This window comes from Chryseobacterium sp. MYb328 (assembly GCF_037572595.1).
GTDB classification, from domain to species: domain Bacteria; phylum Bacteroidota; class Bacteroidia; order Flavobacteriales; family Weeksellaceae; genus Chryseobacterium; species Chryseobacterium pennae.
This window is the reverse complement of the sequence record NZ_JBBGZQ010000016.1, coordinates 67,469-93,526: the sequence shown is the minus strand read 5'-3', so window position 1 is coordinate 93,526 and position 26,058 is coordinate 67,469. Positions and strand designations below refer to the sequence as shown.

General features: G+C 35.0%; 29 protein-coding genes. 11 read left to right on the top strand and 18 right to left on the bottom strand.

The window, feature by feature from the left end; translation table 11 throughout:
* Positions 1-845 precede the first annotated feature (845 nt).
* The 5 genes from WH267_RS16040 to WH267_RS16020 form a co-directional block, all read right to left on the bottom strand.
* On the bottom strand, positions 846-1,526 hold the full coding sequence (locus tag WH267_RS16040; RefSeq protein WP_340009669.1) for a MarR family winged helix-turn-helix transcriptional regulator: 681 nt from the start codon (positions 1,524-1,526) through the stop codon (positions 846-848).
* 64 nt (positions 1,527-1,590) lie between these two features.
* Entirely contained in the window at positions 1,591-2,619 is a 1,029-nt protein-coding gene (gene hemH / locus WH267_RS16035) for a ferrochelatase (protein WP_340009667.1), read from the bottom strand.
* Between the two features lie 18 nt (positions 2,620-2,637).
* On the bottom strand, positions 2,638-3,921 hold the full coding sequence (locus WH267_RS16030) for a cryptochrome/photolyase family protein (protein ID WP_340009665.1): 1,284 nt from the start codon (positions 3,919-3,921) through the stop codon (positions 2,638-2,640).
* A gap of 297 nt (positions 3,922-4,218) precedes the next feature.
* Entirely contained in the window at positions 4,219-4,758 is a 540-nt protein-coding gene (locus tag WH267_RS16025) for a class IV adenylate cyclase (RefSeq protein ID WP_340009663.1), read from the bottom strand.
* 111 nt (positions 4,759-4,869) lie between these two features.
* Positions 4,870-5,430: a GNAT family N-acetyltransferase gene (locus tag WH267_RS16020; RefSeq protein WP_115968861.1), complete on the bottom strand. Its 561-nt coding sequence runs from the start codon at positions 5,428-5,430 to the stop codon at positions 4,870-4,872.
* Between the two features lie 154 nt (positions 5,431-5,584).
* On the opposite strand from WH267_RS16020, the gene WH267_RS16015 reads away from it, so the two are divergent.
* Complete coding sequence (locus WH267_RS16015; RefSeq protein WP_340009660.1) at positions 5,585-6,412, top strand: helix-turn-helix domain-containing protein; 828 nt, start codon at positions 5,585-5,587, stop codon at positions 6,410-6,412.
* 157 nt (positions 6,413-6,569) lie between these two features.
* On the opposite strand, the gene srmL is transcribed toward WH267_RS16015, so the two are convergent.
* Positions 6,570-7,604: a PheS-related mystery ligase SrmL gene (gene srmL / locus WH267_RS16010; protein WP_340009658.1), complete on the bottom strand. Its 1,035-nt coding sequence runs from the start codon at positions 7,602-7,604 to the stop codon at positions 6,570-6,572.
* A gap of 404 nt (positions 7,605-8,008) precedes the next feature.
* On the opposite strand from srmL, the gene WH267_RS16005 reads away from it, so the two are divergent.
* Complete coding sequence (locus WH267_RS16005) at positions 8,009-8,242, top strand: hypothetical protein (RefSeq protein WP_340009656.1); 234 nt, start codon at positions 8,009-8,011, stop codon at positions 8,240-8,242.
* Between the two features lies 1 nt (position 8,243).
* Here WH267_RS16005 and WH267_RS16000 read toward each other — a convergent pair whose 3' ends face one another.
* Complete coding sequence (locus WH267_RS16000) at positions 8,244-9,074, bottom strand: AraC family transcriptional regulator (RefSeq protein WP_340009654.1); 831 nt, start codon at positions 9,072-9,074, stop codon at positions 8,244-8,246.
* Between the two features lie 86 nt (positions 9,075-9,160).
* On the opposite strand from WH267_RS16000, the gene WH267_RS15995 reads away from it, so the two are divergent.
* Together WH267_RS15995 and WH267_RS15990 are read left to right on the top strand one after the other, a co-directional pair.
* A complete protein-coding gene (locus tag WH267_RS15995; RefSeq protein ID WP_340009652.1) occupies positions 9,161-10,117 on the top strand; it encodes an alpha/beta hydrolase in 957 nt (318 codons plus the stop codon).
* On the top strand, positions 10,114-10,695 hold the full coding sequence (locus WH267_RS15990) for an NAD(P)H-dependent oxidoreductase (protein WP_340009650.1): 582 nt from the start codon (positions 10,114-10,116) through the stop codon (positions 10,693-10,695). Before WH267_RS15995 ends, WH267_RS15990 begins: the two co-directional genes overlap by 4 nt.
* 41 nt (positions 10,696-10,736) lie before the next feature.
* On the opposite strand, the gene WH267_RS15985 is transcribed toward WH267_RS15990, so the two are convergent.
* Both WH267_RS15985 and WH267_RS15980 read right to left on the bottom strand, forming a co-directional pair.
* Complete coding sequence (locus WH267_RS15985) at positions 10,737-11,693, bottom strand: hypothetical protein (RefSeq protein WP_340009648.1); 957 nt, start codon at positions 11,691-11,693, stop codon at positions 10,737-10,739.
* A 5-nt stretch (positions 11,694-11,698) separates the two neighbouring features.
* Entirely contained in the window at positions 11,699-12,595 is an 897-nt protein-coding gene (locus WH267_RS15980; RefSeq protein ID WP_340009646.1) for a hypothetical protein, read from the bottom strand.
* Positions 12,596-12,841: 246 nt separating this feature from the next.
* Here WH267_RS15980 and WH267_RS15975 point away from each other — a divergent pair, with 246 nt between their 5' ends.
* Positions 12,842-13,594: a hypothetical protein gene (locus tag WH267_RS15975; RefSeq protein WP_340009644.1), complete on the top strand. Its 753-nt coding sequence runs from the start codon at positions 12,842-12,844 to the stop codon at positions 13,592-13,594.
* Positions 13,595-14,059: 465 nt separating this feature from the next.
* Here the strand turns inward: WH267_RS15975 and WH267_RS15970 are convergent, their stop codons facing one another.
* The 5 genes from WH267_RS15970 to WH267_RS15950 form a co-directional block, all read right to left on the bottom strand.
* Positions 14,060-14,542 (bottom strand): hypothetical protein, encoded by a 483-nt coding sequence (locus tag WH267_RS15970; RefSeq protein WP_340009642.1) that lies wholly within the window; start codon positions 14,540-14,542, stop codon positions 14,060-14,062.
* Positions 14,543-14,547: 5 nt separating this feature from the next.
* Complete coding sequence (locus WH267_RS15965; protein ID WP_340009641.1) at positions 14,548-14,874, bottom strand: T6SS effector amidase Tae4 family protein; 327 nt, start codon at positions 14,872-14,874, stop codon at positions 14,548-14,550.
* A gap of 267 nt (positions 14,875-15,141) precedes the next feature.
* A complete protein-coding gene (locus tag WH267_RS15960) occupies positions 15,142-15,906 on the bottom strand; it encodes a hypothetical protein (protein ID WP_340009639.1) in 765 nt (254 codons plus the stop codon).
* A complete protein-coding gene (locus WH267_RS15955) occupies positions 15,903-16,397 on the bottom strand; it encodes a MarR family winged helix-turn-helix transcriptional regulator (protein WP_115968873.1) in 495 nt (164 codons plus the stop codon). Before WH267_RS15955 ends, WH267_RS15960 begins: the two co-directional genes overlap by 4 nt.
* A gap of 134 nt (positions 16,398-16,531) precedes the next feature.
* Positions 16,532-17,377, bottom strand: coding sequence for an AraC family transcriptional regulator (locus WH267_RS15950; RefSeq protein ID WP_340009636.1), 846 nt, complete (start codon positions 17,375-17,377; stop codon positions 16,532-16,534).
* Between the two features lie 74 nt (positions 17,378-17,451).
* Between WH267_RS15950 and WH267_RS15945 the strand changes: the two genes are divergently transcribed.
* Together WH267_RS15945 and WH267_RS15940 are read left to right on the top strand one after the other, a co-directional pair.
* Positions 17,452-18,831: an MFS transporter gene (locus WH267_RS15945; protein ID WP_340009634.1), complete on the top strand. Its 1,380-nt coding sequence runs from the start codon at positions 17,452-17,454 to the stop codon at positions 18,829-18,831.
* Between the two features lie 40 nt (positions 18,832-18,871).
* A complete protein-coding gene (locus WH267_RS15940; RefSeq protein WP_340009632.1) occupies positions 18,872-19,261 on the top strand; it encodes a hypothetical protein in 390 nt (129 codons plus the stop codon).
* Positions 19,262-19,308: 47 nt separating this feature from the next.
* Here WH267_RS15940 and WH267_RS15935 read toward each other — a convergent pair whose 3' ends face one another.
* Positions 19,309-20,469, bottom strand: coding sequence for an MFS transporter (locus WH267_RS15935; protein ID WP_340009630.1), 1,161 nt, complete (start codon positions 20,467-20,469; stop codon positions 19,309-19,311).
* A gap of 192 nt (positions 20,470-20,661) precedes the next feature.
* Here WH267_RS15935 and WH267_RS15930 point away from each other — a divergent pair, with 192 nt between their 5' ends.
* From WH267_RS15930 to WH267_RS15915, 4 genes are all read left to right on the top strand, one after another.
* Positions 20,662-21,507, top strand: a complete 846-nt coding sequence (locus WH267_RS15930; protein WP_340009628.1) for a helix-turn-helix domain-containing protein — start codon at positions 20,662-20,664, stop codon at positions 21,505-21,507.
* Positions 21,508-21,583: 76 nt separating this feature from the next.
* A complete protein-coding gene (locus WH267_RS15925; protein WP_340009626.1) occupies positions 21,584-22,210 on the top strand; it encodes a hypothetical protein in 627 nt (208 codons plus the stop codon).
* A 76-nt stretch (positions 22,211-22,286) separates the two neighbouring features.
* Positions 22,287-22,412: a hypothetical protein gene (locus tag WH267_RS15920; protein WP_340009625.1), complete on the top strand. Its 126-nt coding sequence runs from the start codon at positions 22,287-22,289 to the stop codon at positions 22,410-22,412.
* Positions 22,409-22,903 carry a GNAT family N-acetyltransferase gene (locus WH267_RS15915; protein WP_340009623.1) on the top strand — a complete coding sequence of 165 codons (495 nt, stop codon included), beginning with the start codon at positions 22,409-22,411 and terminating at the stop codon, positions 22,901-22,903. The genes WH267_RS15920 and WH267_RS15915 overlap by 4 nt, the downstream gene beginning before the upstream one ends.
* 85 nt (positions 22,904-22,988) lie before the next feature.
* Here WH267_RS15915 and WH267_RS15910 read toward each other — a convergent pair whose 3' ends face one another.
* The 3 genes from WH267_RS15910 to WH267_RS15900 all read right to left on the bottom strand — a co-directional run bounded on the left by WH267_RS15910 (position 22,989) and on the right by WH267_RS15900 (position 25,934).
* Positions 22,989-23,996 (bottom strand): T9SS type A sorting domain-containing protein, encoded by a 1,008-nt coding sequence (locus WH267_RS15910; protein ID WP_340009621.1) that lies wholly within the window; start codon positions 23,994-23,996, stop codon positions 22,989-22,991.
* Between the two features lie 158 nt (positions 23,997-24,154).
* Positions 24,155-25,069 carry a helix-turn-helix domain-containing protein gene (locus tag WH267_RS15905; protein ID WP_115968881.1) on the bottom strand — a complete coding sequence of 305 codons (915 nt, stop codon included), beginning with the start codon at positions 25,067-25,069 and terminating at the stop codon, positions 24,155-24,157.
* 67 nt (positions 25,070-25,136) lie between these two features.
* Positions 25,137-25,934 carry an SDR family oxidoreductase gene (locus WH267_RS15900; protein ID WP_340009618.1) on the bottom strand — a complete coding sequence of 266 codons (798 nt, stop codon included), beginning with the start codon at positions 25,932-25,934 and terminating at the stop codon, positions 25,137-25,139.
* Positions 25,935-26,058: the final 124 nt, after the last annotated feature.

Sequence of the window (26,058 nt, the reverse complement as noted above, 5' to 3'; positions counted from 1 at the left end):
AACAAAAAGTTTACATTTTTTTCCTTGTGATCAAGTAATTTAGACCAGTATATTGGGTTACAAACAAAATAATTTCATCAACAATTATATACCTTAAAGATATGTACAAAAAAAAGCATTAAATAGAGTGTAAATACCTAATTTATAATTACGTACAAATACCTATTTGCGAAAAAACCTCTCTAGCAACTGATATTAATTGAAATAGAAAACAATAGATACTTTCGGCAATAAAGGAACATTAGTATCTGAATTGGTTTTCTGGCGTTAGGTCATAATCCATGGTTCACCATCTCTGAACAGTTTTCGGCTTCCCTATTTTCTATGGTGTAGTTTTATAGTTTTCTCTCTTTAGCAATATATAAGCTCCATGGGTTCCGGAACGGAGAGAGTATAGTCATAAGAATTATTTTCTACTGCTTCTTTCCATTGACCTTCTGCCAAGAAACAAGCGTGATTCATGATGTCCTGAATATCAGGTCGCTGAGGGCCTGGGTTAGATATCCATTACCTAAGTTTCTAGATGATACAAAATTTCCCCTAGTTATTAGTTTATTTTTATGGATTAATATTATGGGATAAAAATAATAGGTTCAAAACAATATAAATTAAGCCTAATACCTAATTTATGATACCGTTTTTTTACATATAATCAATAATTAATACAAAATAAACATAAATCTCTTATAGCTATTTCTCACCGATCAAATAAACATCCTCTCTTCATTGTTCATTTATTTTCAAAAAAATATCGCCAACTGAATACAGTTAGCGATTTATTTAGTAGATTAATTAAGTCTTTTAATACAGTTCTTTTTTAAGATAAATTCAGCGAGAAATTTATGCTACTTATCTTTAAATGAATACTCATCATACACTGTGGTTATAAGCTGTTCAGAATTGATATTCCGTGAAAAAATGGGATAATGAAATTGATCCAGTTTATTAAGAATACGTATAAGTTCCATCTTTTCGCTATGATTAAGATTTCCTGCAACAATATTAGTAGCTTGGCGGATCTTATCCATTTGCTTTTCCAGAATCATCAGTCCCCTTTCTGAAATACGGATTAATTTACTGCGTTTGTCTGTATCAGAATCCATCTGCTCAATAAGTCCCTGACGTAACAGCCTTGCTATGATAAGCATACCTACCGGTTTATCCTGAATATTTTTCTTGATCAGAGCCATCTTGCTCATCTCTCCAAAAGCTTTCAGATTAATTAAATAAATAAAGTCTTCCTGAGTAGAAAATTCAGAATCTGAAATGGCAGACTTTGAGTAGGTTTTCGCATACCGGTTAAGATGAACAAGCAATGTATTTATTGCGCTTTCCGGAGTTCTCCCATTCTCCTTACCCTCCCAATAAGGTTCTTCAGAATGAGCTACTTCCCTGGCATTCTCCTTATCAGAAATCCATGCTTTAAACCCCTGAATGGTTCCCGGGTACACATCAGGACAAGTACGGGCTTCCGTTTCAAAATCCTGCAGCAGGTCTATGAAGTCTTTAATAAGCGTATAATTCATTCGTTTCAAATCGTCTACAAAAATACCTAATTTCTTAAAGAATAATGCCAATATATACTCAAAACTATACTAAATAGAATTGATTAAGCTGCTCTTCACACAGAGTCCGGATAACTTCAATCCAACGGTCTTCATCATTCAGGCAGGAAATATAGGTGAATTTTTCACCACCTGATTCCAGGAATGATTCTTTTCCTTCAACGGAAATCTCTTCCAGCGTCTCAAGACAGTCTGAGACAAATGCCGGACAAACAATGGCAAGATTTTTAATTCCTTTACCGGGTATTGTTTCTAATGTATGATCTGTATAAGGTTCTATCCACTTATCTTTTCCTAATCTGGACTGAAAAGAAACAATGACTTTATCTTTTGGTAATCCAAGTTTTCTGATCACCCGCTCAGTAGTATTAAAACACTGGTGACGGTAACAAAATGAATGACTGGGATGGGTATCTTTATAACAACAGTCATTCATATTACATGTCTTTGTCTTATCTGTTTTGTAAATATGCCGCTCAGGAACTCCATGATAAGAGAACAGCAAAGCATCAAATTTTTCCGGAAGTTTCTCACGGATACTTTCTGCAAGACAATCCGTATAGAGATCCCGGTTATAAAAAGGCTGGATATAATTGATCCTGACATGAGGAAATTTTTTCTTTCTGATTTCTTCCGCTTTTTCAATAACCGTTTCTGTAGTACTCATTGCGTATTGTGGATAAAGAGGAAACAATACAATTTCTGTAATTCCTTTTTCAACAAGATTCCTGATGCCTGTTTCAATGCTTGGTTCCGCGTATCTCATTCCGATCTCAACCGGTATATCAACAAGTTTTTGCAGCTTTTGCTGTATCTTTTTCGTTATGACAATGAGAGGAGACCCTTCGTCTGTCCATACCGTTTTATAAGCTTCCGCTGATTTTGCAGGTCTGGTTTTTAAAATAATTCCCTGAACCAAAAGTGCCCGGAAAATCCACCGATAATCAATTACCTTCTCATCCATCAGGAATTCATCCAGATATTCTTTTACATCTTCTACCGCGGTTGATCTTGGAGAACCAAGATTGATTAATAAAATTCCTTTGTTAGCCAATTTTTTTTATTTTGTTTGTTATTCTGCCAATGCCTCTTTATAAACTTTCAATGCCCGTTCTCTGGCTTTTGTATGCTCTACAATGGGGTTTTCGTTATAATCTTCAGGAAGCCACTTCCTGATATACTGAGTATCTTTATCAAACTTTTTAGTCTGTTCATAGGGATTGAATATCCTGAAATAAGGTGCTGCATCACATCCACATCCTGCAGCCCACTGCCAGTTCCCGTTATTAGCTGCCAGATCATAGTCTAAGAGTTTTTCTGCAAAATAGGTTTCTCCCCACCGCCAGTCAATGAGAAGATGTTTAGTAAGAAAACTGGCTGTAATCATTCTTACCCTATTGTGCATAAACCCGGTTTCATTGAGTTCTCTCATGCCAGCATCCACAATTGGATATCCTGTTTTACCTTCACACCATGCCTTAAATTCTTTTTCATCATTTCTCCAGGAAATATTCTCATATTTCTTTTTAAAACAATGGTGTACAACACTTGGATAATGATACAGAATCTGCATAAAAAACTCTCTCCAGATGAGTTCATTAAGCCATACTTCATTATGTTTAACAGCATATTGTACACATTTCCTGATGGAAATTGTTCCAAAGCGAAGCGCAATCCCGAGATGACTAGTACGATCCATTGCAGGGAAGTCTCTGTAATCTCCATAAGTATCTATGATATCCTTCTCCAATTTAGGCTCTACAAACTCTATATCCGTTTTTTCAAATCCAATTTCTTTTAATGAAATAACACCTGAAGCTCCGTCATAATCTGCAAAGAACTCCCAATTTGTTGTAACGGATTCTACATTTCCCAAATTGTCTTTCCATTTCTTTGAGTAAGGAGTGAAAACAGTATATGGAGAAAGGTCATTTTTAAGGATGTTATTTTTTTCAAATATGACCTGATCTTTAAAGTTCCTAAATTGAATATGATATTTTGACAATAGTTCAGCCACCTGTCGATCACGCTGTATGGCTTGTGGCTCATAGTCCCTGTTACTAAATACAGTATCAACAGTAAAATCTTCTGCTATTTTTTTAAAAATGTCTATTGGATCTCCATGATAAACATGAAGTCCACTGTTATGCTTTTTCAATCTGCTATGAATACGTTGTAAAGCCTGGTGAATATAATCTACCCTTCTGTCTTTTTTATCCTGAAGCTGATTCAGTATATCTGTATCAAAAATAAAAATGGGAACAACATTTTTCCCGGCATTAAGGGCATGATGAAGCCCTATATTATCATCCAGCCTAAGGTCTCTCCTGAACCAAAAAACATTCACTCTATTCATGACCTCTCTTTTAAAAATATAAATATTCGTTAATCAAAATGAATACAAATATACTATTTAAAACAAAATAAAGAACATTAATAAACCAAATTAACTTGAAATAAAAACAATTTAGTGTATTAATATTCTTTATTCAATAAGAGGATAAAATTCAATACAAGAGTTAAAGCATTTTAAAGTATGTGATCAACAAACTAAACATCAAACAGTTATCCTTCTGTATAAGTCTCACTGCTTTGAACCCATTCCATATCTAATCAATTATATCCAAAACATTAGAGATGACCAATACTACTTTTAAGCGTTCCGACTTTTTTCTAATTTATCAATAAGTAAATCGCTATAGGACAACTTTTCTACCTGGTATAGATGAATATTAAAATAATCATAATAGAAATCACATTGCTTTTTCAATTCCTCTAAGTTGAACTTTTCTGTTTCATCTATTGCTTCTACCTCAATAAAGGTTCCAAGATCTTCAACTGTGTCAAAATGAAACTTTACATTATCTATTCCGTATATTTTTCTTTTTTTATCAACAATTACTTTTACTCCCATTTGATTGGAAAGGATCTGTTTTAAAGTATCATTCATACTGTGTTTATAGAGAAGAACATCAGACTTTTTACTTCCCTCAGTATTTTCACGGTGATAATCGATCAGCTTACTTTCTTTTCCTTTAATTTCACGTAATTTCAATCTTCCCTTTGGAGCATTAAAGTAAGTGTCTATCTGATGTTCTGTCCCAAAGTCAATAGGATTTAGTTTAAGAATCTGATCCTGATATTTTTCAAGCTCTTCCACTTTTGCTTTAAATTCAAAATTCTTTATTTTCATATTGTCACAATATTCATTTTAAACGGAGTTTCATATTCAAGAAAAAACATATTATCCTTCCTCGTAGAAATAAGTTTTGTAATGTCAAGCAGCTACAAGAATCCGACTCCATTAGAAGGATACCGTTCCGTAAGCTGCCATTGTCCATTCATCCTTTGTCAAACGGCTTATATGTTCCTTACGAACCTCATCTATAAATATACTTTGGCTGGTCTCTTCAATATGATGATGTCTAAATCCACATTTCTCTTGTGCCGTTTGAGATTTCACATTACCATCATAATATCCGCTCCAGATATTCACCAATCTTAGATCTTCAAAACCAAAACGTACTACCTCGCGAATTGCTTCCGGCACTATCCCTTTTCCCCAAAATGGTACTCCAATCCAATAGGAAATCTCAGCTTCTGCTTCTGTTATTGGGAAATTACTTTTTTCTCCTATAATCAGGCTAATCATTCCAATGGCAGTATCGTCTTCTTTGAGTGTAATGGCAAATACTCCATCTTGTGCAAATATGGTATTGATTATTTCTTTGCTTTGATCAACACTTGCATGGGGTGGCCAACCAGCTATTGGTCCTACTCTTTCATCTTTAGCATAATGATATAAATCTGCAGCATCTGCTTCCCTGAATGGACGTAAAAACAATCTTTCTGTTTCTAAAATCATAACATTATCTTTTTAAATTATTACAACGCAAAGATAAAAGGGACTTCACAAAAGTACATTGACTAAATTTGCGCATAATAGGTACTTTTGAAAACAAATAAGAAGGATATAAAGAAAAAAATGATAGATTTAAGGTACTAATTAAAACTTACTAATGCTTCGTTATTCACAAAATATTACCCAGGGAAAAGGTCTTATCATCATTGGAGAAACCAATCTAAGCAAAGGTTTTGGTTATCCTCTGCAACTTACTTACACCAACCTGATTATCTGTATTGAAGGCAGTGCTTTGCTGAATGTAAATTTTAAAAACTATCTATTAAAGCCAAATGATATATTGGTTTTATCAGAAGATGATGTAAGTATCGTAAAACGAATATCAAATGATTTCAGATCCTTTTATTGTCTCATTGATAAAGCTATGGCCGAAGAAGTGGCATATCATTTACCCAATGAGCTTTTCCTATTTCTGCATCAGTATCCACTGTGCAAAACTCCGGAATTAGAAGCTGATATGCTGAAAATGTGGATAACACAGCTTCAATATATTAAGAAAACATGTACTACCCACGGGCATATAATATTGCGCAACCACCTACAAAACCTTTTTCTTAGAATAGCAGAAGAAATGCCGGTGGCAGAAATAAAAAAAATGCATCCCTATAGCCAAAAAGAAGTATTATGCTGGAAATTTTGGGAGTTAGTAGGTAAATATGGTACTGAAAAACGTAATGTAGCTTTTTATGCTGATCAATTAAATATAACTCCATTCTACTTATCCCAAATAACCAAAAACTTCTTCAACGATTCTCCAAAAGGATTAATTGACAGACAAGTAATCCTGGAGATAAAGGCACTTTTGAAAACGACAGATCTGGCAATCAAAGAAATTGCAGACCGCCTCGATTTTAAAGATACCTCTTATATGGCTCGTTATTTCAAAAAACTAACAGGTGTTACCTTAACACAGTATCGAAAATGATTACTTTGGAATAAAAAAATAATGCCTTTCTAAATCTCAGGCTCCATACAACCCAATATCTAAATATAGCAACACCCAATCAGATGTATGATTGGGTGTTCATAATGCTATGAAAAAGAAGCTCTCAAACTTATTACCTGAGAAACGATATAAAGCATTATCTTAAGACAATGTCAAAATGAGCAGACAAAGAAGTTCTTATCCGATTCTGAATGGTATTGATCTCCTCATTGTTCAGGGTTCGTTCATTTGAGCGGTATGTAATTCTGTAAGACAGGGATGTCATGTTGTCTTTGGTAAATTTATCCTGTAAACGGACATCTTCAATCAGGTCATCTCCTTCTTCTCTTGCAATCTCGCAGAAGTTATTATAGTCTGACCAGATTCCCTCAAAGTTTTCCTTATATTCATTAACCCAGAATGATATGTCTTTATAGACAGGAGGATATTTTGAATATTCCCGGAATTCCACCAAGCCATTTGTAAACTGGGAAAGAAAACGAGGGTCATGGGTCCAAAGATATCGGATATCCGGAATATTACAATAAGAAAGCAGCAAGCGATCAAGTCCCAGACCAAATGCCCAGCCAGTTCCATCTATGTTACAATTCTGAAGAATTTTGGAGTGAATGACTCCTGCTCCAAGAACCTCCATCCACTCATCATTTTGGTATACTTCTATTTGCAGTGATGGTTCTGTGAACGGGAAATGATCATCCAGAAACCTATATTCCTTTCCGGGATACAGATACTGAATCAGTTTTTCCAATGTAAGCCTTAGATCCGCTAATGCATCTGCACCTTTGGGCATAATTTTGACGCCTTCCATTTGGTGAAAGACCGGATAATGAGTCTTATCTATGGTATCCTTTCGATAGACATCTCCGGTTACAATAAATTGTCTGTTACCGGCACGCAGCAATGCATTCTGATGTGCTGATGTCTGAGTTCTCAATACATTATTGTCATCAGTATAATAAGTGTCATTAGTAGATCTGGCTGGATGGTCCAAAGGAATCAGCAGGTCATCAAAATTGTCACGGATACTTACTACTTCATTTAAGTCGTCGAATATGGTAAAGTCTTTGAAGAAATGCTGTATTTTTTGTTTTAACTGAGTAATAGGATGTTTTGAATCGTTATGCAGTTTTCTTCCGCGTTTTTCATTGATTGTTTTTGATATATTATTCATATCGAAAATAATGGTATAGTATCTGCAAAAATAATGTTGCAGAGGTATGGTTTAAAAAATATATAAAAGTCTGATTTTGTTTTGAATATCCGTACGCAACGGATATATAGAATTATCTCGGCCCTTGGGGGCCAAAAAAGAAGAAGAAAAATAATATGTTGATTCTGGAAATCATCTTTGACACGAAGTTATTAAAAAAAACTAATAAATCCTAACCGGGCAATACGCCTGTTTAAAAAAATGGTTAATGATAGCTTTCAACTCCAATAGGAAACCCATGTATCATGAAATATAACTTAGAATGAATTGTTTATCAATACAAATTCAAGAATCACGTATAAGTATGGTAAAATTACCCCAAGATTTCCGAACTTTGTCTACAATTAAAATGTACAGAACCCCTAATGGAAGAATTTGAATTACCCGTAACCTATAAAGGCAAAGAGCAGCTATTTAATGTAAAACTGGCAACATTCACTTATGGTTATAAATTCTATGTAGATGTGGATGGTAACGAAATTGTTTTTGAACGCGACGATGAAGGCAATATGCGGGCTATGGTACAGGATACCTCATCAGAATCAAAGGTAGAAAAAGGGCTTATTGAGGCAATTATGGAAGTATTTAATGCTCTTTAACCTAAACAGGCTCTAACCGATATGCTTTAAGGCTTTTCCCTTTATGCCTTTTGAAAAACTTATTGATATGGCTTTCATCAGCAAAGCCAAACTCATCAGCAATCTCATGAACTCTTTTATCACTGAAACGTAACCGATGTTCTATCAGGCGAATTTTATAAGAAGAAATATATTGTTGGATAGATTCATTACACTGTCTACGGAAATAGCTTCCAAGATAGGTTGGAGATAATCCGAACTCATTGGCAATAGCCTCTACTTTTAATCGTTTTGGCTCACATATATTTTCCTGAATATAATCCAGCATCTGAAGAAGGCGGACATCTGCATTGGATGAGATATTCTGTGGTTTAACAATAGCTATATTTCTTGCTGCGATTACAATGATAGCATTCACAAGATGGCGGGTAAGATCTTCGTTGTATATTGACTCATGTTCTACAGCCTGCTGCAAATTCTGTATGAGCAGACCCATCATTTTTTTATCCTCATTATTCACGAGTACCGAGCCTGACAAATGAGAAGCGTAATACAAAAGACATTCAATGTGATCGATGCTTTTCCACTGATATTCTTTGATATAGCTTTCCCCAAAACGGATCACCATAAATTCACAGATTCCATTCAGATCAAATCCATGACAGTCATTGGGGGTAATTAAAAACAGGTCTCCCGTAGAAAAAGCAATTTTATTCTCGTTGACGATATGATTCCCAATACCGGAAATGACATACACCAGTTCAAAAAAATTGAATTGCCTGTCCTTTAACGGGCATTGATCTATCTTTTCATAAAAAACCTCAAGGGATTGGTGTATATTTTCTCTTGCCATAGTACAAAGATACCTAAATAAGCATTAAATATACCTATTTTTGCCCATTTTATCAGTCTATTTTTGCGACACAAAATAGAACTGTAATGCAGAAAAAAATAGATCCTGAGCTTTTAAAAGCCATTATTGACAGCCCATTTAGCAAAATTGATTATGACTATTTACTGGCCAATCATCCGGTAAAGATACGGGAAGAAGAAATGAAGATCATGACAGTGGAAGAACCATTGCCTGTTCCTCTATCTCTTTCTGTAGAGAACATCTATATTCCCTCTTCTGAACGTCAAAGAGACATCAGGTTGAGAGTTTACAGGCCAAAGGGAAAACAGAACTTACCGATACTGCTCTATTTCCATGGTGGTGCTTTTATATATGGAATGCCGGAACAGTATGATTTTATATTCTATCGGCTGGCAGTGGATATTGATGCGGTTATTGTCTCTGCAGGTTACCGGTTAGCCCCGGAACATCCCTTCCCTGCTGCTATGGAAGATGGTTATGATGCTTTACTATGGCTGTCTGAATCTGCTGACCGTATTGGTGGAAATAAAAACAGGATCATAATAGGCGGAAGCAGTGCCGGAGCAACCATTGCAGCTTCAGTAACACAGTATGCAAGAGATAAGGAAAAAGTAAATATTCAGCATCAATATCTGCTCTATCCACCTACGGACCATCTCCTGAAAACCACATCAATGAATGAATTAGCCAATGCTCCTATGCAGACTAAAAAAGCTGCTTACTGGATGTGGAAACATTATCTTCAGCATCAGATGATTGAACCGCCTCAATATTCTGTTCCGCTGCAGGAGAAGAAATTTGACAATCTTCCGGATGCTACCATTATTGTATGCGAATTGGATCCGCTAAAAGATGAAGGAAAGGAATATGCTCAAAAATTACAGCACGCAGGAGCTTCAGTGCATCTATTGGAAATTAAAGGTGCTGTACATGCTTTTGATTTCTTCCCTTGTAACATCTCTGAAGATTTTTACCTACAGCAAGTCAAATTATTTAAACTTATTTTAATTCAGAAATTATGAAAAAAATTGTTGTTATTAACGGCCATCCGGCTCAGGACAGCTTTAACTCTGTTATTGCAGAGTCCTATATCCACTCTGCTGTAGCTTCCGGTGCTGAGGTACGGTATATTGCCATTGGAAAGCTTAATTTTAATCCTAACCTTCAATTCGGGTATCAACAGAGAATGGAACTGGAGCCTGATCTTGTAAAAGCGCTGGAAGATATTCAGTGGAGTGACCATCAGGTATGGATACATCCTGTTTGGTGGCTGGGGATGCCTGCCATAATGAAAGGCTTCTTTGACAGGGCATTTCTTCCGGGAATTACTTTTAAAAGTGATAAAAAAGGGAACAGCGAAGGATTACTCAATGCAAGATCAGCAAGAATTATTACCACAGCGGGTGATTTGTCCCTCCAGGTTTATGAGAATGAATACCAGTCAAGTGGACTTATCCAGCTAAAGAAGGGGATTTTAGAATACTGTGGAGTTTCATCCATTAATAACCATTTTATAGGTCCACTGTATGAATTAACAGAAAAAGACAGAAAAGAATGGCTGGATACCATCACAGGATTGGCCCTCGCCGATTCTTTATAAAATTTTAGGTGACTGTACCGGTTGTATATATTTATCCAATTTTAATATACTTCCAGTTCTTTAGTTCCCTTTGGACGATAGAGATAAAGGGTAATGTAAGTAGTTGTTACATTATCCTTACCTTTTCTTTTAAAACCTCCCCAAAGCGCTGATTTTTCATTATTAATTTTCTGTAGGCATACGATTTTGCCATCGCCATAAAAAGTCATTTTATAATCCTCAATCGGCTTTATATCAAAAAATGTAATATCAGTATTTGTTCTGAATACATACTCATTCCACCTGTTCTTTATTTCATCCGGCAATAAGAACAGCTGTTTAGCCACTCTTTTTTCTCTATTATAATAAATATTAGCCAGCGTACTCCACGAACCCTTCATATAGATATCTCTTACCTTATTGTATTTAGCAACTGCCTCCTGTTCAATAGCCTGTAATTTATCTTTATCAGTAGTCAGTAGGACCTCTGCATTTTCCAGAGTTTCTATATGGTAAGGAATATCCGCAAAAAAGGTGAATGCGTCTTCAAATGTATTGCTATTGATGCGTTTCTTTTTAGATGTTGAATATTTTCTCACTTCGTCCTCTTCAGAGTTCCCACTCTTATTCTTTAGTGATTTTACAATCTTCACCTGAATTTCTGAATTAGGAGAAAGCTCCGTATTTAAAATATTTTTATCCTGATTAAATCCCGGTGTCATTTTAATGATGATTTTTTGATTTCCTTTTTTAGTAATCCATTCATTCAGCGGAAAATAAGACCCTGACAGACTACTGCCGGAAGTGTCATTATGCTTTATAACGGGAATATCATTAATTAAGATTTCAAAAGAACAGTTACTGGTAGAGATATAGGCCCCATAATGAGGTTCGTTATCAGAATATCTGATTTCCTGTGAGGTTACAGAAATATTTTGGTGGGATACCACAGGTTCAGTCTTTTTCTCAGCTTTAGCCAGCAAAGATAATATCAAACCTAATAAAATATATTTTTTCATAATTCTTATCTTATAATTTGTAAGGCTTTAGCCCCTTTTGGAATGTATAGCAGCATATCAATGAAAGAGGTTCTGCTCATTCCATTTTTATCTGTTATTGTATACCTAAGCAGAGATTCTCCCTTATGACTTCCCTCTTTAGGCTCTAATCTCACCATTTTATTATTAGCATAGAGTTTCATTATATAATTTTCAATGGGATAAATACTCTGCGAAGAAACGTCTGTCCCTGAAGTTACAGACTTGCCTTTTCTTCCTTTTACAGTTTGAAATTTAGTCATAATATCCTTAGGGAAATACTCTGCCTGATACCATTCGCTGTCTGCATTCAGAAATTGGGTATTCAGGTAATCATAATCTTTTTCTTTGAGAGCAGAAGCAATGGTATTGTAAAAATTGACCACTTTTAATTCCAGATCCTTCTGATCCAGTTGGGACAGATCTTCTCCATTTTCCCAGCCCTGAAGAATGTAAGGAACAGAAGCCTCAAAGTTTAAACTGGTTTTATACTCCGCTAATTTAGAAAAATCAGCACTCTGTTCATTATTTTTAAAGACTAATATCTCTTTAGGCTCTATCAGAGATTTATCTTTATTCCATCCTGTTTTTTCAATTTTTAAAATAAAATTCTCTCCATTTTCAAGGGAGTGCTTCTGAATTCCATCCTTATCATATCCTGGATAAAGCTCTATTTCAATTTTCTGTTTTCCTGCCTTTAGAATAGACGGATTAATATTTATCCTTGCCGTCACCGGAGTTTTATCGTAATTTGAATAAACAGGACAGCCGTTAATTATGATTTTAAAATTAAAAAACGACTGGATATCTATTTGGTAGAGCGGCTCATTTTTAAACTTAATAACCTTCTCTGATAAATATTCCAGTCTCTGTCCGGTTGACATAGTTACTTTTTTATCCTGGCTGCTGCAGAATGTTGAGAAAAGTAAACAGAAAAATAATAAGTTTAAACGCATAAGTTTTCAGAATAATTGATTCAGTCTCTGCAATCAAGAATAATCATTTTCCTGATCTGATAAAAATAAGGTATTTTTTTATACTGGTATACCCTGCTGCCTTTTATCAATTATATAATTCACGAGCAAGGGTAAATTGAATAAAAAGTATTTTCTTTGCAAAAAATTATATCCATGAAAAAAATATTACTGCTGGCCATCCCTTTTTATCTATTCTCATCCTGTAGTTCTGACACGGATGAACCTACTACTAAATCAAAAAAAATTATTGAAGTAAAACAAGATGGTAAGCCCTATTATCAATTTTCCTATAACAATGCTGGTAGTATTTCCGAAATCACAAACTACAACAATGGAACTTTAGCCAATACTACAAGAGTAGAATACACAAATGGTCTGGAAACGAAAAGAAGCGTCTATAATTCACAGAATGTACTATTTAATTATTATACATTTACCTATAGCGGCAGGCTTGTTACTGAGCGATCAAGCTACACCAGAAACCCATCAACAGGACAGGATATCTTAATGCAGGTGGTACATTATACTAATGATGCTTCCAAACCTTCCCATAATTTAACAGGTTCACAATATTATAACGGAACTGGAAATCTAATTGGAAAAAGTGAAATTACATACACCGATAGCCGCGGAAGCAACATAACGAATGTTTATAATGCAACAGGAGAAAAAACCAATGTCACTACCACGGTAAAAGATAACGCGGTTGCCTGGGATAAAGTTTTAGATCCTTTTGTATATCAGCATGAGCATAATTCGCAATCTGTATTGGATGATAATATCTTTAACGGGTCTAAAACCGGATTTACGGTAGAATTTACTTATGATAAAGATAACTATCCTCTCTCAGCCAAGTATTCGCATTCCAATGGGATAAAATATATGTATACATTCACTTGGGAATAAAATGTTATACCTATAAAAAATATGCCACCTACATACAATTTTACACTAATTACTTTTTCAATTTTTTGACTTCCTCTAATATTGTATTATAAGCTTCTGAAATAGAAATCTTATTACAGTAGGTATAAAGGACGAAAATAACAATACTAAGGCAAAATGTTTTCTTTAATACTGTTGAAGAATTGACCAATAAAATTAACGATTATGTTGTCAATGATCTAAACTTAAATAATGTAGAAATTTACATTGATGAGTATAATGAAGTTTTTTCTAATGAAGAGAAAAAAAGGCTAACTGATAAAGGCTATCATTTTGAATAAATACAGTTGATTCTTTATCTTCAATATATATATTGCATATAGTCTTCCATTGGGAGACTATTTTTAATTATCAGACTATTTATATAAAACTGAAGAGAATATTTCCGATATGGTAATTTTAATCATGAGCAAATCCACTAAAATCTTATTCATCAGTACCAATATCAGCACATACAAATGAGTGTGTTAAAATCTTATTTGTAACAATGATACTGTCTTTTTTAAATAAAACACCCTGCATACCTGTTCCACATATATTATCACTACTTTCTGCTCCAAATGTTTTTCTATCATCTTTTGTTGCCATGTTTCCAAGAATAACTAAAGTATGCTTTACTCCTACATCCGGATAAGAGAAGTTTTCAACTTTATTCTTTTCCCATCTTAAAAAATAGCATGGAGGGTTGATTTTTATATCACCGGATAATTTATATTCTTTAGTATTAATCTTTAATTTTGCTTTTCCATTGTCATTTATTAATTCCAATAATACTCCGTCAATATTAGTTGTATCAGTTACTATTATTGTATTTTTTTTAGTATTTGATTGAGTGTATTCTTTTTCTTGATTTTTTTTACAGGAAAAAGATATTAATGATAATGTTATTATAAAACAAATATTTTTCATAGTAGTTAAATTAAAGCCCAAAACCAAATTTCTGTACCTCTCCCTAAATAATCGAAAGCATCTCCACCTTTTAAAGACATTCCATTCCAAACATCTATGTGATCTGTACCTTCAGACCATCCATCTTTAATAAAAATGATCCCCTTCCCATTTTTGAAAGATTTGTGGTCCATTTTGGGATATTTTTTTCTTTCAAGCTTTAGTCGATTTCCAAATATTTCAGGATGCAGATGCATCCAATCAGCGAGTTCCTGAGCTCTTAATATGTGTCTAAATCCATCTTCATGTTTCTCCCAGCATCTTACTTTTTTAAAGGACATTAAATCAAACATTAGAGATTAAATTTATTATGTTAATTAATTTAAAATAAGCGTTTATCGACTACCTTATTTTCAGGCATTGTAAAAAATCCATGTCGTTTAAATTTTTCAATGTTTTCGTTTTCTGTATTTTCCATTTTAGATTAATTTTAAGTTATACTACTTAAAAAGAGGACATTGAATCCTCTTTCCTTTTTTATTAGAATCGTTATAAGATAGTTATATTAGAAAAATAATTTAGTGTAACATTGTATGTATTTTAACCTTTAATTTCTTAAGTTATTCAAAAACAACATAATTTACTTTGTCTACTCCTGTATTGCCTGTTTTCTCATGATAAGCATATAGAGTAAGTTCATAATTTCCTGGAGTACTGATGATATGATTGCCTTCAAATAAGTTGGTAGAAACCCATGACATATCAATGTTTTTAACCAGTTTTCCATCTTTTTTAAGAATTCCTTTCACTTCGATTTCATCAGAATTCCAAACTCCGCCTTTTTCGATAACGCATCCACACATCATAACAATATTCGCCTGAAACAAAAACGGTTTGTCTTTAATTGTATTCAATGCGATATACTGGTGAGTTCTTGGTTTTAAAATATCAATAATATATCCGGGAATCTCAAGAATGATTCCTTCGCCCAGAATATTCTTTCCGGGAATCAGCCATAATTCTGTACTTACCACAGCCTGTGCCTGTCTGCTGTTCAGTGGAGAAATAACTTCAACCGTCACAAAGGTAGGCTCATCAATATCAACTGTTGCTACAAAACCACCTGTCTGATCATCAGTAATTGAAGCTCCTCTCACTTTAGGAGTTTTCATAATCAGATCCGTATTGCCGGTACTTCCTGCTGTATTGCCTTCTGCTAAAATCTTTTGGTTTAGCTTATTCCTGACAATAATATGAGCACCTCCCAATGAACTTCCGATAAATTTAGCATCTTTTGCTTTTGCTCTTACTATCACCTTAGTTTCTGTGCCCCAAACCATAAGATTGGAAAAAAGTAATGCTGTAGCGAGAAAAAATGTTTTCATGATTGTATTGTTTTTAAGTATTCCTGTTTGAACCGATGATGGAAAGATTCATTCTTCAATTCCTGATCTATGGTATCGAGGTAAGAAAGAATAGATAAATCTTCTGAAAGTAATTTTAAAATGGCCTTTTCACAGCTGTCCCAGATCTTTTCCAATTGAGGAAGTATTTCTATTGCCTTAGGGGATAAAGAAACCATTTGTTTACGCTGATCTGTACTGTCTTTTTTAATCATCAGATATCCTTTTTCAGCCATTTTCTTTACAATGATGACCACAGACGGATGAGAATATCCCAATGGTTCTGCAATATCCGTAATGGAAACTTCTTCTTTTTTTTGCAGTAACATAAACACCAGGTACCAATTAGGTTCTACATCTACTCCAAACTCTTTATAGAATTTTCTGACATCATGAGACATCCGGTCACTGATCCTTTTCAACCTGCTGTCTAATGCCTTATATCCCAATTCTTTAATAAAGTCAAAATCCATTTTAAAAATCTTTGGTGTAAATATATAAAATACATAGCGAACTATATAGTTCGCTATATTAATTTATTAAAATTTTCATAACCCTAAATAAATCAATGTTTTAAAAAAATAAAAACAGTTCTGATGCTACTTTTTTATTTATTTTTCTTCCTAAATTCCCCTGGAGTAATCCCTCTGTATTTTTTAAAAAGTTTCGAGAGATGGCTTTCATCACTAAACTGAAGTTCATAAGCAATCTCACTGAGCCTTATACTGCTGTATTTCAGATAAGTTTCAACCAGCTTAAGCCGATAATCCAGTACATAGTCCTGATAGGAAACTCCGGTCTGTTGCTTAAAATATTCCCCGAAATAATTCCCCGAAATTCCAAAATGCTCTGCTATAGTCTGAATTCCTGTCTTATCTCTATCTTTGATATTCTGCTGGATATAAGTAATGATTTTCATAATAGAAAAAGCCTTCTTGTTCTTCTGCAGATCTGAAGTTTCACTCTGAATTATATTTCTGGCAATAAGATTAAGCAGGATCGAAATACAGTTACGGATGATGAGGTAATCCTCTACCCTGTTTCTAAATTCATTTGCAATCTGCTGAATAATCACTTTAGCAAAATCTTCATCATTTTTATTACGGAATACACATCCGGCACGGGCATGATAGTTATTACTGATGTATTGCAGCTTGTACAGGTTTTCACAGCTTTCAATACGGTCTGCTTCGAGGCGGATCTTATCAATAAATTCAATGGGGCATTCGATCGTAATCAAATCAGCATTCTCGCTTTCAAAACGATAGGATTCCTGTTGAGGAATAATAACAAGTTTACCTTCTGTGAAATCAATATAACGTTCATCATACAGGAGTTTTCCGGCTCCCTGTACAATGTATACAAATGATAAAAAAGATATGGTCTTAAAGGTTATTTCTCCTTTAAGCTTTATTTCTTTCACTTCAATATCTTCAAGATGTAATCCTTTCATGAGTTCGCACTATACTTTCCTCCAAAAGTACAATTTTCACAGAACAAAAGGAGGTTAATTTTGCATAAAAAAATATGAACACTTATCCGAAGCGATGGCAGGCACTCAATTTTCTGATCGCCGGAGCTTTTCTTTCACCCTTGGATTATTTTATTGTCAATATGGCATTACCTTCTATAAAAGAAGCTTTCAAAGCAAGTGAACATCAGTTACAGATGGTTATTGCCATATACGGACTCACCTATGGAGCTTTAGTAGTATGCGGAGGACGGCTTGGTGACCTCTATGGGCGTAAAAAAATTTTTATATTGGGATTGTATACCTTTTTATTTTCTTCGCTGGCGTGTGCATTTTCTCCTACAGTAACATGGCTTATTGCAGCAAGATTATTTCAGGGAATTGGAGCTTCGTTGCTGGCTCCTCAGGTTTTAGCTTCTATCAAAGTTTTATTCAGCAGCCAGGAACAACCAAAAGCTGTGAGTCTCTTCAGTTCTGTATTTGGCTTGGCCTCTGTAATTGGACAGTTGCTTGGTGGATTGCTCCTCAGCATGCATTGGGGAAACTTTTCCTGGGAAATGGTATTTCTTGTTAATGTCCCTATTACCATTATCTGTATTGTGGGAATTCATTTTACTATGGACAACAGCCGAAAGGAATCCGATTCTGGAATTGATTTTAAAGGCTCATTACTCCTTATTTTTGCTCTTCTCCTATTGATTTGTCCTCTTATCTTCGGGCAGAAGTATCATTGGCCATGGTGGATATTTACTGTTATGATATCAGGGGTATCATTATTAATCATTTTCTTTAGATATGAAACGTATCTATTGAAAAACAATCGCCCTGTGCTTATAGACCCAACATTATTACAGCATACACCTTTCGCTTTGAGCCTTTTGATTCTCTTTTTTTACAATTTCACTTCAGGACTGTTCATTTGTTACCCTTATTATCTGCAGGAGTTTCTACACCAAAGCTCCATGCAGACAGGATTGGCCATTATTCCTTATGGAGTTGCTTTTTTTCTGGCCCCATTAATAGTATCCAAAATAAAACAATCAACGTATACAATGATATACATCGGGCTCGGGTTACTAATAGGAGGATTTACTTGTACTGCAGTATACTTTTATTTTCAGCAGCAGCCTTCTTTCATCAGTTATATGACCTTATTTATAGCAGGACTAGGTCATGGAACGATCATGCCGGTAATGATGCAGACTGCTATTACTTTCACAACCAAAGAAAAGGCAGGACAGGCTTCAGGTTTGATCAGCATTGGAATACAGGTAGGCAGTGTAGTCGGAGGAGCTGCGATCGGAACCATATTTTTTAATCTGATTGACCTCCTGGGATTTCCAAAGGCTTTTGCAATAGCTATTTTTATGATCGGCGCTGTACAGATGATAGGAATACTTACCAACATCAGATTACGTAAATATGTTAACTCTTGATTTTCATCAACAACAAAAAATAGCTTTAAATTTAAATCTTATGAACAACAAAGAAAAAATTACCGAAGAATTAAAAGACTTCTGTGAAAATATTGAAAAATGGTTCCAGGGTAATGAAAAGGATCAGAATGCATTACTTAAAAGAATACTTTCCGGGTTTTCTCCTGACTTCAAAATGATTAATGGGGATGGAAATACAGCTACTTTATCCATGTTTTCAGAGTGGCTTCCTACCGTGTTTGGAAAGTTCCCGGACCGCAGTGTGCGGATTGAAAATATAGAAATTAATCATTCTGAGCATCATGGTCTGGCCACTTATACAGAAATTCAGATGACAGAAGGAGTAGCCAACACCAGAAAGTCCTCGGCTGTTTTCCTTTTAACTGAAGAAAGAGCACTGTGGGTTCATCTAGTAGAAAATTGGATATAAAAAATAAACGGTCTGTATTTCACAGACCGTTTGTTATAATATACAGTTTAATTCTTTTTCCTGAATACCTCCATTTTACCAGCCATAATGCTCAGTAAGATTCCAAAACAGGCAAAAAGCCCGTAAGAATACCTGAGATCAAAACCTTCCGCAATATATCCGATCAATGGCGGCCCTATCAGAAAGCCTAAAAATGAAATACTGGATACAAAGGACAGCGCAATACTCGGTGCCACAGTATTCACCTGGCCAATGGTACTGTAAACCGACGGTACACTTAAAGAGGCTCCAAGCCCGATAATCATAAATGCAATGATACAAATCCATAGTTCCGGAAGGAAAACACTCAGGAAAAGACCACAGCTCATTAAAATCCCACAAAACTGCAGAACAGTTCTTTTTCCGAGTTTTTCAATAATCCGGTTTCCAACAAACCGCCCCAAAGTCATCATTAAGATAAAACTTGTATATCCCAATATAACAAGGTTTTCCGGTGCCTTTACAATCGTTTGAAAATAAACACCACTCCAGTCAAACATAGCTCCTTCAATGGCCATACTTAAAAAACCAATGATTCCTAACCCAACCAATGTAGGATTTACAGATTTAAAAATAGATCTCGTCTGTGGTTCCGCTTTATGGATAATATTGGTGAGATTGTTTCTGCTATACAGCCAGATCAGAGAGACGAGGATAAAAGTCAGCACAAAATGATGAAAAGTTTCTATATGCAGATTAATGGTAATCAGGCCTACAACTGCCCCTATCAATCCGGCAAAACACCATGCTCCATGATAAGAAGACAATAACGTTCTCTTTGTAATTGATTCTATTTCAATAGCCTGTGTATTGATTGCTATATTACACAGATTCCCGGTAACGCCGAAAAAAAACAGAACAGTGGCCAACACCCAGTAAGAAGGAGAAAGACCGATCAGCAAAAGAAAACCCGGATACAGTAAAAAAAGACTTTTAATGATTTTACTGCTTCCGTATTGACTGATCAGCTTTCCGGATAACATCATGGTGGAAAGCTGCCCTATCGGCATCAGAAGCAAAAGAGTTCCCAGCTCTGCTTCATTGATGGAAAGAGCGTCTTTAATAATAGGAATCCGGCTTGCCCAAGACGAGAAAACAAGTCCGTGGGCAAAGAAAAGTAAAAAACAGGCAGCAGGCATTTTCGCATTGAGAGATTCTCGGTCTTGCATTATAACAGTGTTTGATTAAAATTTCCGTTTGCGAAGTTAGGAACACTCATCCAATAAAATATATTCCATTTTTGATATTTTATATTCCATTTTAAACAACGCTTTTAAAAAGAAAAATTAACTGCTTACATTTGATCACCGGAATGCACTGACGAAATTACTAACCATTCTGAGAAGTCATCCAACAATATTATGATAGAGATCAAGCCCAATTTTGAAGGATTATATATTCAAAAATATACCCTAAACAGCCTCTCTGAATTTCACAGAAAAGCAGAAAATCTTAATAAACTGCTGCTTTGTTTTGTATCAAAAGGGACGCTGGATTTTCAGATCAATACACTTCCTTTTCATGTAAAAGCCAATTCCATCCTCATGTTACTTCCTGACACAGACCTTAAAAACAGTTCAGGGAGTAATGAGCTTGAATTATCTGTGTTTTTTATTTCCTTGGATTTCATAAGCAGTTATAGTTTTCTGACTGTACTTCTGGCTAGTGATGAGATCAAATTCAATCCGGTAATGTCTATAGAAAACCCTGCAGGAAAACTAATCTGGTCTACTGTAAAACTCATTCAGGACTATCATGCTAAAACAAAAGAAGAAAGTACCGTAGAATCTGTACAATATCTGCTCTATGCCCTTCTCGAGCTCGTTTCAAAGCTCTATTTACCTGTGATAAAAAATAACAGCCTTTTGCAGACCCGAAGTCAGGACATTATAGAACACTTTTTTGAATTGCTGGATAAACATGGATATCTGGAAAGAAGTGTATTATTTTATTCTGATCAGCTGCATCTTTCTCCTCAGTATTTAAGCAGCTTAATAAAAAAAGAAACCGGAAAGCCTATCAAACAATGGATAAGCTACAGAGTGATAAAACAAGCTCAGGAATTACTCAAAACAACCCCTCTGTCCATTAAAGAAATCAGCAACCAGTTACAATTTGTAGATTCTTCCCTATTCTGCCGGTATTTTAGACGCTGTACAGGAATTACAGCCAACACCTACAGAGAAAATTATAAGATAAAGAAATAAAAGTAAGAAAGCCATTCAATAAAATAGTAAAGTGACGCGCTTATTATTTGTACTTTAGCACCCTTAAAAACGAATTATGCCAGGGAAAACATGGTTATTATCTACAGCATGTCTGCTGTTTATTCATTGTAAAAAAGAGAATGTTTCCAAACCGTCTGTTGAACAGGACACCATAACACAACAAAAAAGAGAAGTGGTGATCTCCAAACCTGAGGATGATTCTCAGATGGAGAAGGTAAAATCATTTCTGAAATGGTATAGAGATAATGAAGATAACCTATATAGCTTCAATACGATAAAAGGAGGACCTCAGGGCGAAAATGAAACTCAGGTTAATTATTATGTAGATTTTAATCAGGCAGAAAAAGAGTTGACCTTTCTGAAAAGCAGTGGTTTATTCTCTCAAAAATTCCTATCTGTTTACAAACAAAACTATGTACAAGGAGAAGAGTATTTCAAGAAGAACCCTACTAATGATGGGCCTCCGCACGGTTTTGATTATGACTACTTTTTCAGAACCCAGGATGATTATCAATCCGATTTACAAAATATTGAAGCCATACAATTCACTGTACAACAAATCAGTCCTGAACAATACGCTGTAAAATTTCACCTGAAAAACTGCGGTATGACTTATCAGTATACCCTTACCAAAGGCAATGGTGATCAATGGCTGATAGATTCCATTGAAAATATCAGCTGATGATTTTATTTATTTCAATTTAAAAACCAAACGAATATAGGCTTTTCATTAAATTAGCTTACCAAAAAAATATTTTATGAAGGAGCAATGGATATCCCATCCAATCATTTTAGAAGGCACAACTATTGAACTGATTCCTCTGGAAAAAGAACATTTTGAAGAATTGTATGCCGCTGCTGCAGATAAAGATCTTGGACATTGATTCCCACGAATGCTTCAGATAAAACAATATTCTATCAAAACTATGAATTCTCATTGTCAGAAAGAGAAAACGGAAACCAATACCCTTTCGTCATAAGACATAAGGAAACCCAACAACTGATAGGCTCCACAAGATTTTTTGAAATATATCCGTCAGATAAAAAATTAGAAATCGGCTGGACCTGGATCACAAAAGATTTTTGGGGAACAACGGTTAATTTAGAATGCAAATTGCTGTTGCTTACCTACTGTTTTGAAATATTAAAGACCAATCGGGTACAGTTGAAAACTAAAGATAATAATTTCAGATCAAGAAAAGCAATCGAAAAAATCGGAGGGGTATTTGAAGGTATTTTACGGAAAGATAAAATTCAAAATGACGGCAGTACCCGAAATGCAGCCTATTACAGTATTTTGGACAACGAATGGAAGGCCGCAAAACAGAAAATTGAAGCTCAAATCAGAGAAAAAGAAACTTCCGTAAAGCTCTAAAGTCAATATTCTGATAAACAGCAGTATATAAAAATCAGACGTAAAAGTATCTGACTTTACGTCTGATTTTATTTAAATGATTAATTTACTTTTTGATTATTTTCTTTGAAACCACATTTCCATTCTTCAATTCTCCCTGAAGAATATAAACCCCTTTGGAAAGCTTTGAAACATCAATATTTTCAGAATTTTCCACAGCTAAAACTCTCTTACCATCCAAAGAAGTTATCGTTACCTTTCTAATATCTTCTTTAGAAGCTATAGTAATAAAATCAGAACTTGGATTCGGATAGATGGCAAACTCTTCTGCTCTTCTGTCCAGCTCAGCAGTTGACAATACCGTAGGATCAAGATAAGACACCGACTTTGAAATATTTGTATTTCCATTCAGAACAAAAGTATTGATGGCAAAACTAAACACCATACCGTCTGTCTGGCTCACCCATTGATAGGATTCGTTGGTATAAGTAGCGGTAATGGGTGTAGGTGAACCGGCAAAAGTCTGCGTTCCCGTTCTCATTCTTTTTATTCTCAGCACATTAGCACAGGTTCCTTTCGGGGTAATTACTGTACCATAGCCGTCTACACTCACACTCACCTGTCCCGTTTCATTGGTATTTCCAATTGCTGCGGAAACACTGTTAAATTCATAGGTATCATCAAACTGTTGCAGATAAGTAATCGGAAATTTATACTCAGTCAGAGGATTAATATAAGTGACTGTAACATCTCCTAATGCAGGTCCGGAATAAGAACCCAACGTTGTTGCCTCAGTATCTGTCATAGAACTAAAGTCATGCGTATCAACAGTAGTCATTGTTGCAATCCTGTTAGCACCGGGAAATCTGAAACAGTTCGATTGGCCAGGACATGCTCTTACAGTATATACAACAGGATTAGTTCCCGTATACATTGAAAAATCCCAGGTAATATTAGCTCCTGACGAGCCTGCTGTAATAGAAGTACTGCTTACATCTTCTGATTTGAGATTAACTGTGCTGTTAATTCGGTCAACTCCAGCTCTTGTTACTGATGGCTGGGCGTAGGACATTATTCCTATGAAAAGGAATAAAACAAAGTTTAACTTTTTCATATTATATTGATTTATGGTTAGTTACACACACATATTTCCCACTATAAAGATAAATAAAATTTATTTTTTGTAAATCATATATCTACATAAAACATTTTGTATCCTACCAACTGCACACAACAAAAAATCCCCAGCCGCTCTGGCTGGGAATGTTATACTTAATTAAATAGCTGTCTGTAACTTAAAGGAGTCTGATCCGTTTTCTTTTTAAATAATTTATTAAAAGACTGTGGATGCTCAAATCCTAAGGCATAAGCTACTTCTGATACTGAAAAACTTGTTGAAGTAAGGTATTCCTTGGCTTTCTCAATCAGTTTTTCATGAATATGCTGCTGAGCATTCTGCCCTGTAAGGTTTCTTAACATATCGCTGAGGTAATGTGGTGAGAGATGAAGTTCAGAAGCTAAAAATTCTACAGTAGGAAGCCCTTTGGTCAATGTCTTTTCTTGATTAAAGTACATTTCCAGTATAGCATCCATTTTAGTCAATAGATCATTATTTACAGCCTTCCGAGTAATAAACTGTCTTTTATAAAAACGATTACTGTAATTCAGAAGTACTTCAATATAAGAAACTATAACGTCCTGGCTTACTTCATCAATAGCTGTATTCAGTTCATTTTTAATGCTATCCAGCAATCCCGTTATGATATTCTTTTCCTGATCAGAGAGGTGCAGCGCTTCATGAGTATCATATGAAAAGAATCCGAAACTCTTAATATTTCTGGCCAAAGGATAGTTTCGCAGAAAATCAGGATGTACCAATAACGTATATCCACAATATTCTGTATTTTCATCCGTAGAAAGGATCTGTCCTGGAGCTGTAAACATCATTCCACCTTCATTGAAGTCATAATATCCCTGCCCATACCCCATTTTTCCTACTTTCGAATATTTATAAGATACTTTATAAAAATTAAGAACAAAACTTCTGCTCAGCAGCTCCTTATTAATGGTCATCTTAGTATTATCTACAAGACTTACCAGCGGATGCAACGGCTTAGGAAGCTGTAAAAGGCTGTGCAGTTCCGAAATGGATGATATTTTCTGTGGAATATGCTCTCTTTTTTCCATGATATAAATTTACAAATTATTTAGACTGAAAAACAGCAATCCTACCATAATACTGTTGTGTAACAGATTATAAAAACTGTTTTCCCAATTGATCTCTGAATGCTTCAGCACCCAGCTCCAGACGTTGTGCATATAATGCGTTTGCATCGTCACCTGCAACATATCTCAACTGCTTTTTACCATCTGTTGCAGCCTCGTAGACCACTTCAGCAATTTGTTCCGGTGTAGAGGCAGCCTCCATCATCCCTTCCATTTTGGAATATAGGGAATCTATGATTTCTTCATAAGCAGGACTTGATGCAGAGTCTAGGGAACGGCTTACAAAATCAGTTTTAATTCCACCTGGAGAAACCGTTTTAATGTCTATTCCAAATGTATTCAGTTCAAAAGCCATACTTTCGCTCCAGCCCTCCAATGCCCATTTTGTAGCATGATAAATTGAATTCAAAGGGAAAGTAATCAATCCTCCAATAGAAGTGGTAGAAATGAACATTCCATTCTTTTTCTCTCTGAAATAGGGAATGAATTCCTGAGTAACACGGATAGTACCCAGTAAATTCGTATTCAACTGTCTTACAATCTGTTCATCAGCCAGAGCTTCCAAAGGTCCCATAAGACCATAACCTGCATTATTAAAAACAACATCTACCTCTCCTGATTCCAGGGCTTGTTTCACCGTCATTCTTATCTGTTCCGGATGGGTGATATCTAACGGAAGTATCGTCACATTATTAAGAGAAGCAAGATCTGAAGCCGCTTCAGGGTTTCTCATTGTAGCAATCACTCTCCATCCTCTTTGTTGAAATAACTGTGCAGTCGCTTTACCTAATCCTGTAGAAGCTCCTGTTATAAAAATTGTTTTCATTTTTTCTTGTTTAAAATTACAGGACAAAGTTCAGAATCAAAGAAAATATAAGAGTTGCCAAAACGGATTAAACTGTAGCCAAAATGAATTTTTAAACTTCCTTTCGTTTTCTTGTTTTTTTGTA

Coding starts and splice junctions, on each gene's coding strand:
- WH267_RS16040 (WP_340009669.1), bottom strand. CDS start 1,526: ATGAATTATACGCTTATTAAAGACTTCATAGACCTGCTGCAGGATTTT.
- WH267_RS16030 (WP_340009665.1), bottom strand. CDS start 3,921: ATGAATAGAGTGAATGTTTTTTGGTTCAGGAGAGACCTTAGGCTGGAT.
- WH267_RS16025 (WP_340009663.1), bottom strand. CDS start 4,758: ATGAAAATAAAGAATTTTGAATTTAAAGCAAAAGTGGAAGAGCTTGAA.
- WH267_RS16020 (WP_115968861.1), bottom strand. CDS start 5,430: ATGATTTTAGAAACAGAAAGATTGTTTTTACGTCCATTCAGGGAAGCA.
- WH267_RS16015 (WP_340009660.1), top strand. CDS start 5,585: ATGCTTCGTTATTCACAAAATATTACCCAGGGAAAAGGTCTTATCATC.
- srmL (WP_340009658.1), bottom strand. CDS start 7,604: ATGAATAATATATCAAAAACAATCAATGAAAAACGCGGAAGAAAACTG.
- WH267_RS16005 (WP_340009656.1), top strand. CDS start 8,009: ATGGAAGAATTTGAATTACCCGTAACCTATAAAGGCAAAGAGCAGCTA.
- WH267_RS16000 (WP_340009654.1), bottom strand. CDS start 9,074: ATGGCAAGAGAAAATATACACCAATCCCTTGAGGTTTTTTATGAAAAG.
- WH267_RS15995 (WP_340009652.1), top strand. CDS start 9,161: ATGCAGAAAAAAATAGATCCTGAGCTTTTAAAAGCCATTATTGACAGC.
- WH267_RS15990 (WP_340009650.1), top strand. CDS start 10,114: ATGAAAAAAATTGTTGTTATTAACGGCCATCCGGCTCAGGACAGCTTT.
- WH267_RS15985 (WP_340009648.1), bottom strand. CDS start 11,693: ATGAAAAAATATATTTTATTAGGTTTGATATTATCTTTGCTGGCTAAA.
- WH267_RS15980 (WP_340009646.1), bottom strand. CDS start 12,595: ATGTCAACCGGACAGAGACTGGAATATTTATCAGAGAAGGTTATTAAG.
- WH267_RS15975 (WP_340009644.1), top strand. CDS start 12,842: ATGAAAAAAATATTACTGCTGGCCATCCCTTTTTATCTATTCTCATCC.
- WH267_RS15970 (WP_340009642.1), bottom strand. CDS start 14,542: ATGAAAAATATTTGTTTTATAATAACATTATCATTAATATCTTTTTCC.
- WH267_RS15965 (WP_340009641.1), bottom strand. CDS start 14,874: ATGTTTGATTTAATGTCCTTTAAAAAAGTAAGATGCTGGGAGAAACAT.
- WH267_RS15960 (WP_340009639.1), bottom strand. CDS start 15,906: ATGAAAACATTTTTTCTCGCTACAGCATTACTTTTTTCCAATCTTATG.
- WH267_RS15955 (WP_115968873.1), bottom strand. CDS start 16,397: ATGGATTTTGACTTTATTAAAGAATTGGGATATAAGGCATTAGACAGC.
- WH267_RS15950 (WP_340009636.1), bottom strand. CDS start 17,377: ATGAAAGGATTACATCTTGAAGATATTGAAGTGAAAGAAATAAAGCTT.
- WH267_RS15945 (WP_340009634.1), top strand. CDS start 17,452: ATGAACACTTATCCGAAGCGATGGCAGGCACTCAATTTTCTGATCGCC.
- WH267_RS15940 (WP_340009632.1), top strand. CDS start 18,872: ATGAACAACAAAGAAAAAATTACCGAAGAATTAAAAGACTTCTGTGAA.
- WH267_RS15935 (WP_340009630.1), bottom strand. CDS start 20,469: ATGCAAGACCGAGAATCTCTCAATGCGAAAATGCCTGCTGCCTGTTTT.
- WH267_RS15930 (WP_340009628.1), top strand. CDS start 20,662: ATGATAGAGATCAAGCCCAATTTTGAAGGATTATATATTCAAAAATAT.
- WH267_RS15925 (WP_340009626.1), top strand. CDS start 21,584: ATGCCAGGGAAAACATGGTTATTATCTACAGCATGTCTGCTGTTTATT.
- WH267_RS15920 (WP_340009625.1), top strand. CDS start 22,287: ATGAAGGAGCAATGGATATCCCATCCAATCATTTTAGAAGGCACAACT.
- WH267_RS15910 (WP_340009621.1), bottom strand. CDS start 23,996: ATGAAAAAGTTAAACTTTGTTTTATTCCTTTTCATAGGAATAATGTCC.
- WH267_RS15905 (WP_115968881.1), bottom strand. CDS start 25,069: ATGGAAAAAAGAGAGCATATTCCACAGAAAATATCATCCATTTCGGAA.
- WH267_RS15900 (WP_340009618.1), bottom strand. CDS start 25,934: ATGAAAACAATTTTTATAACAGGAGCTTCTACAGGATTAGGTAAAGCG.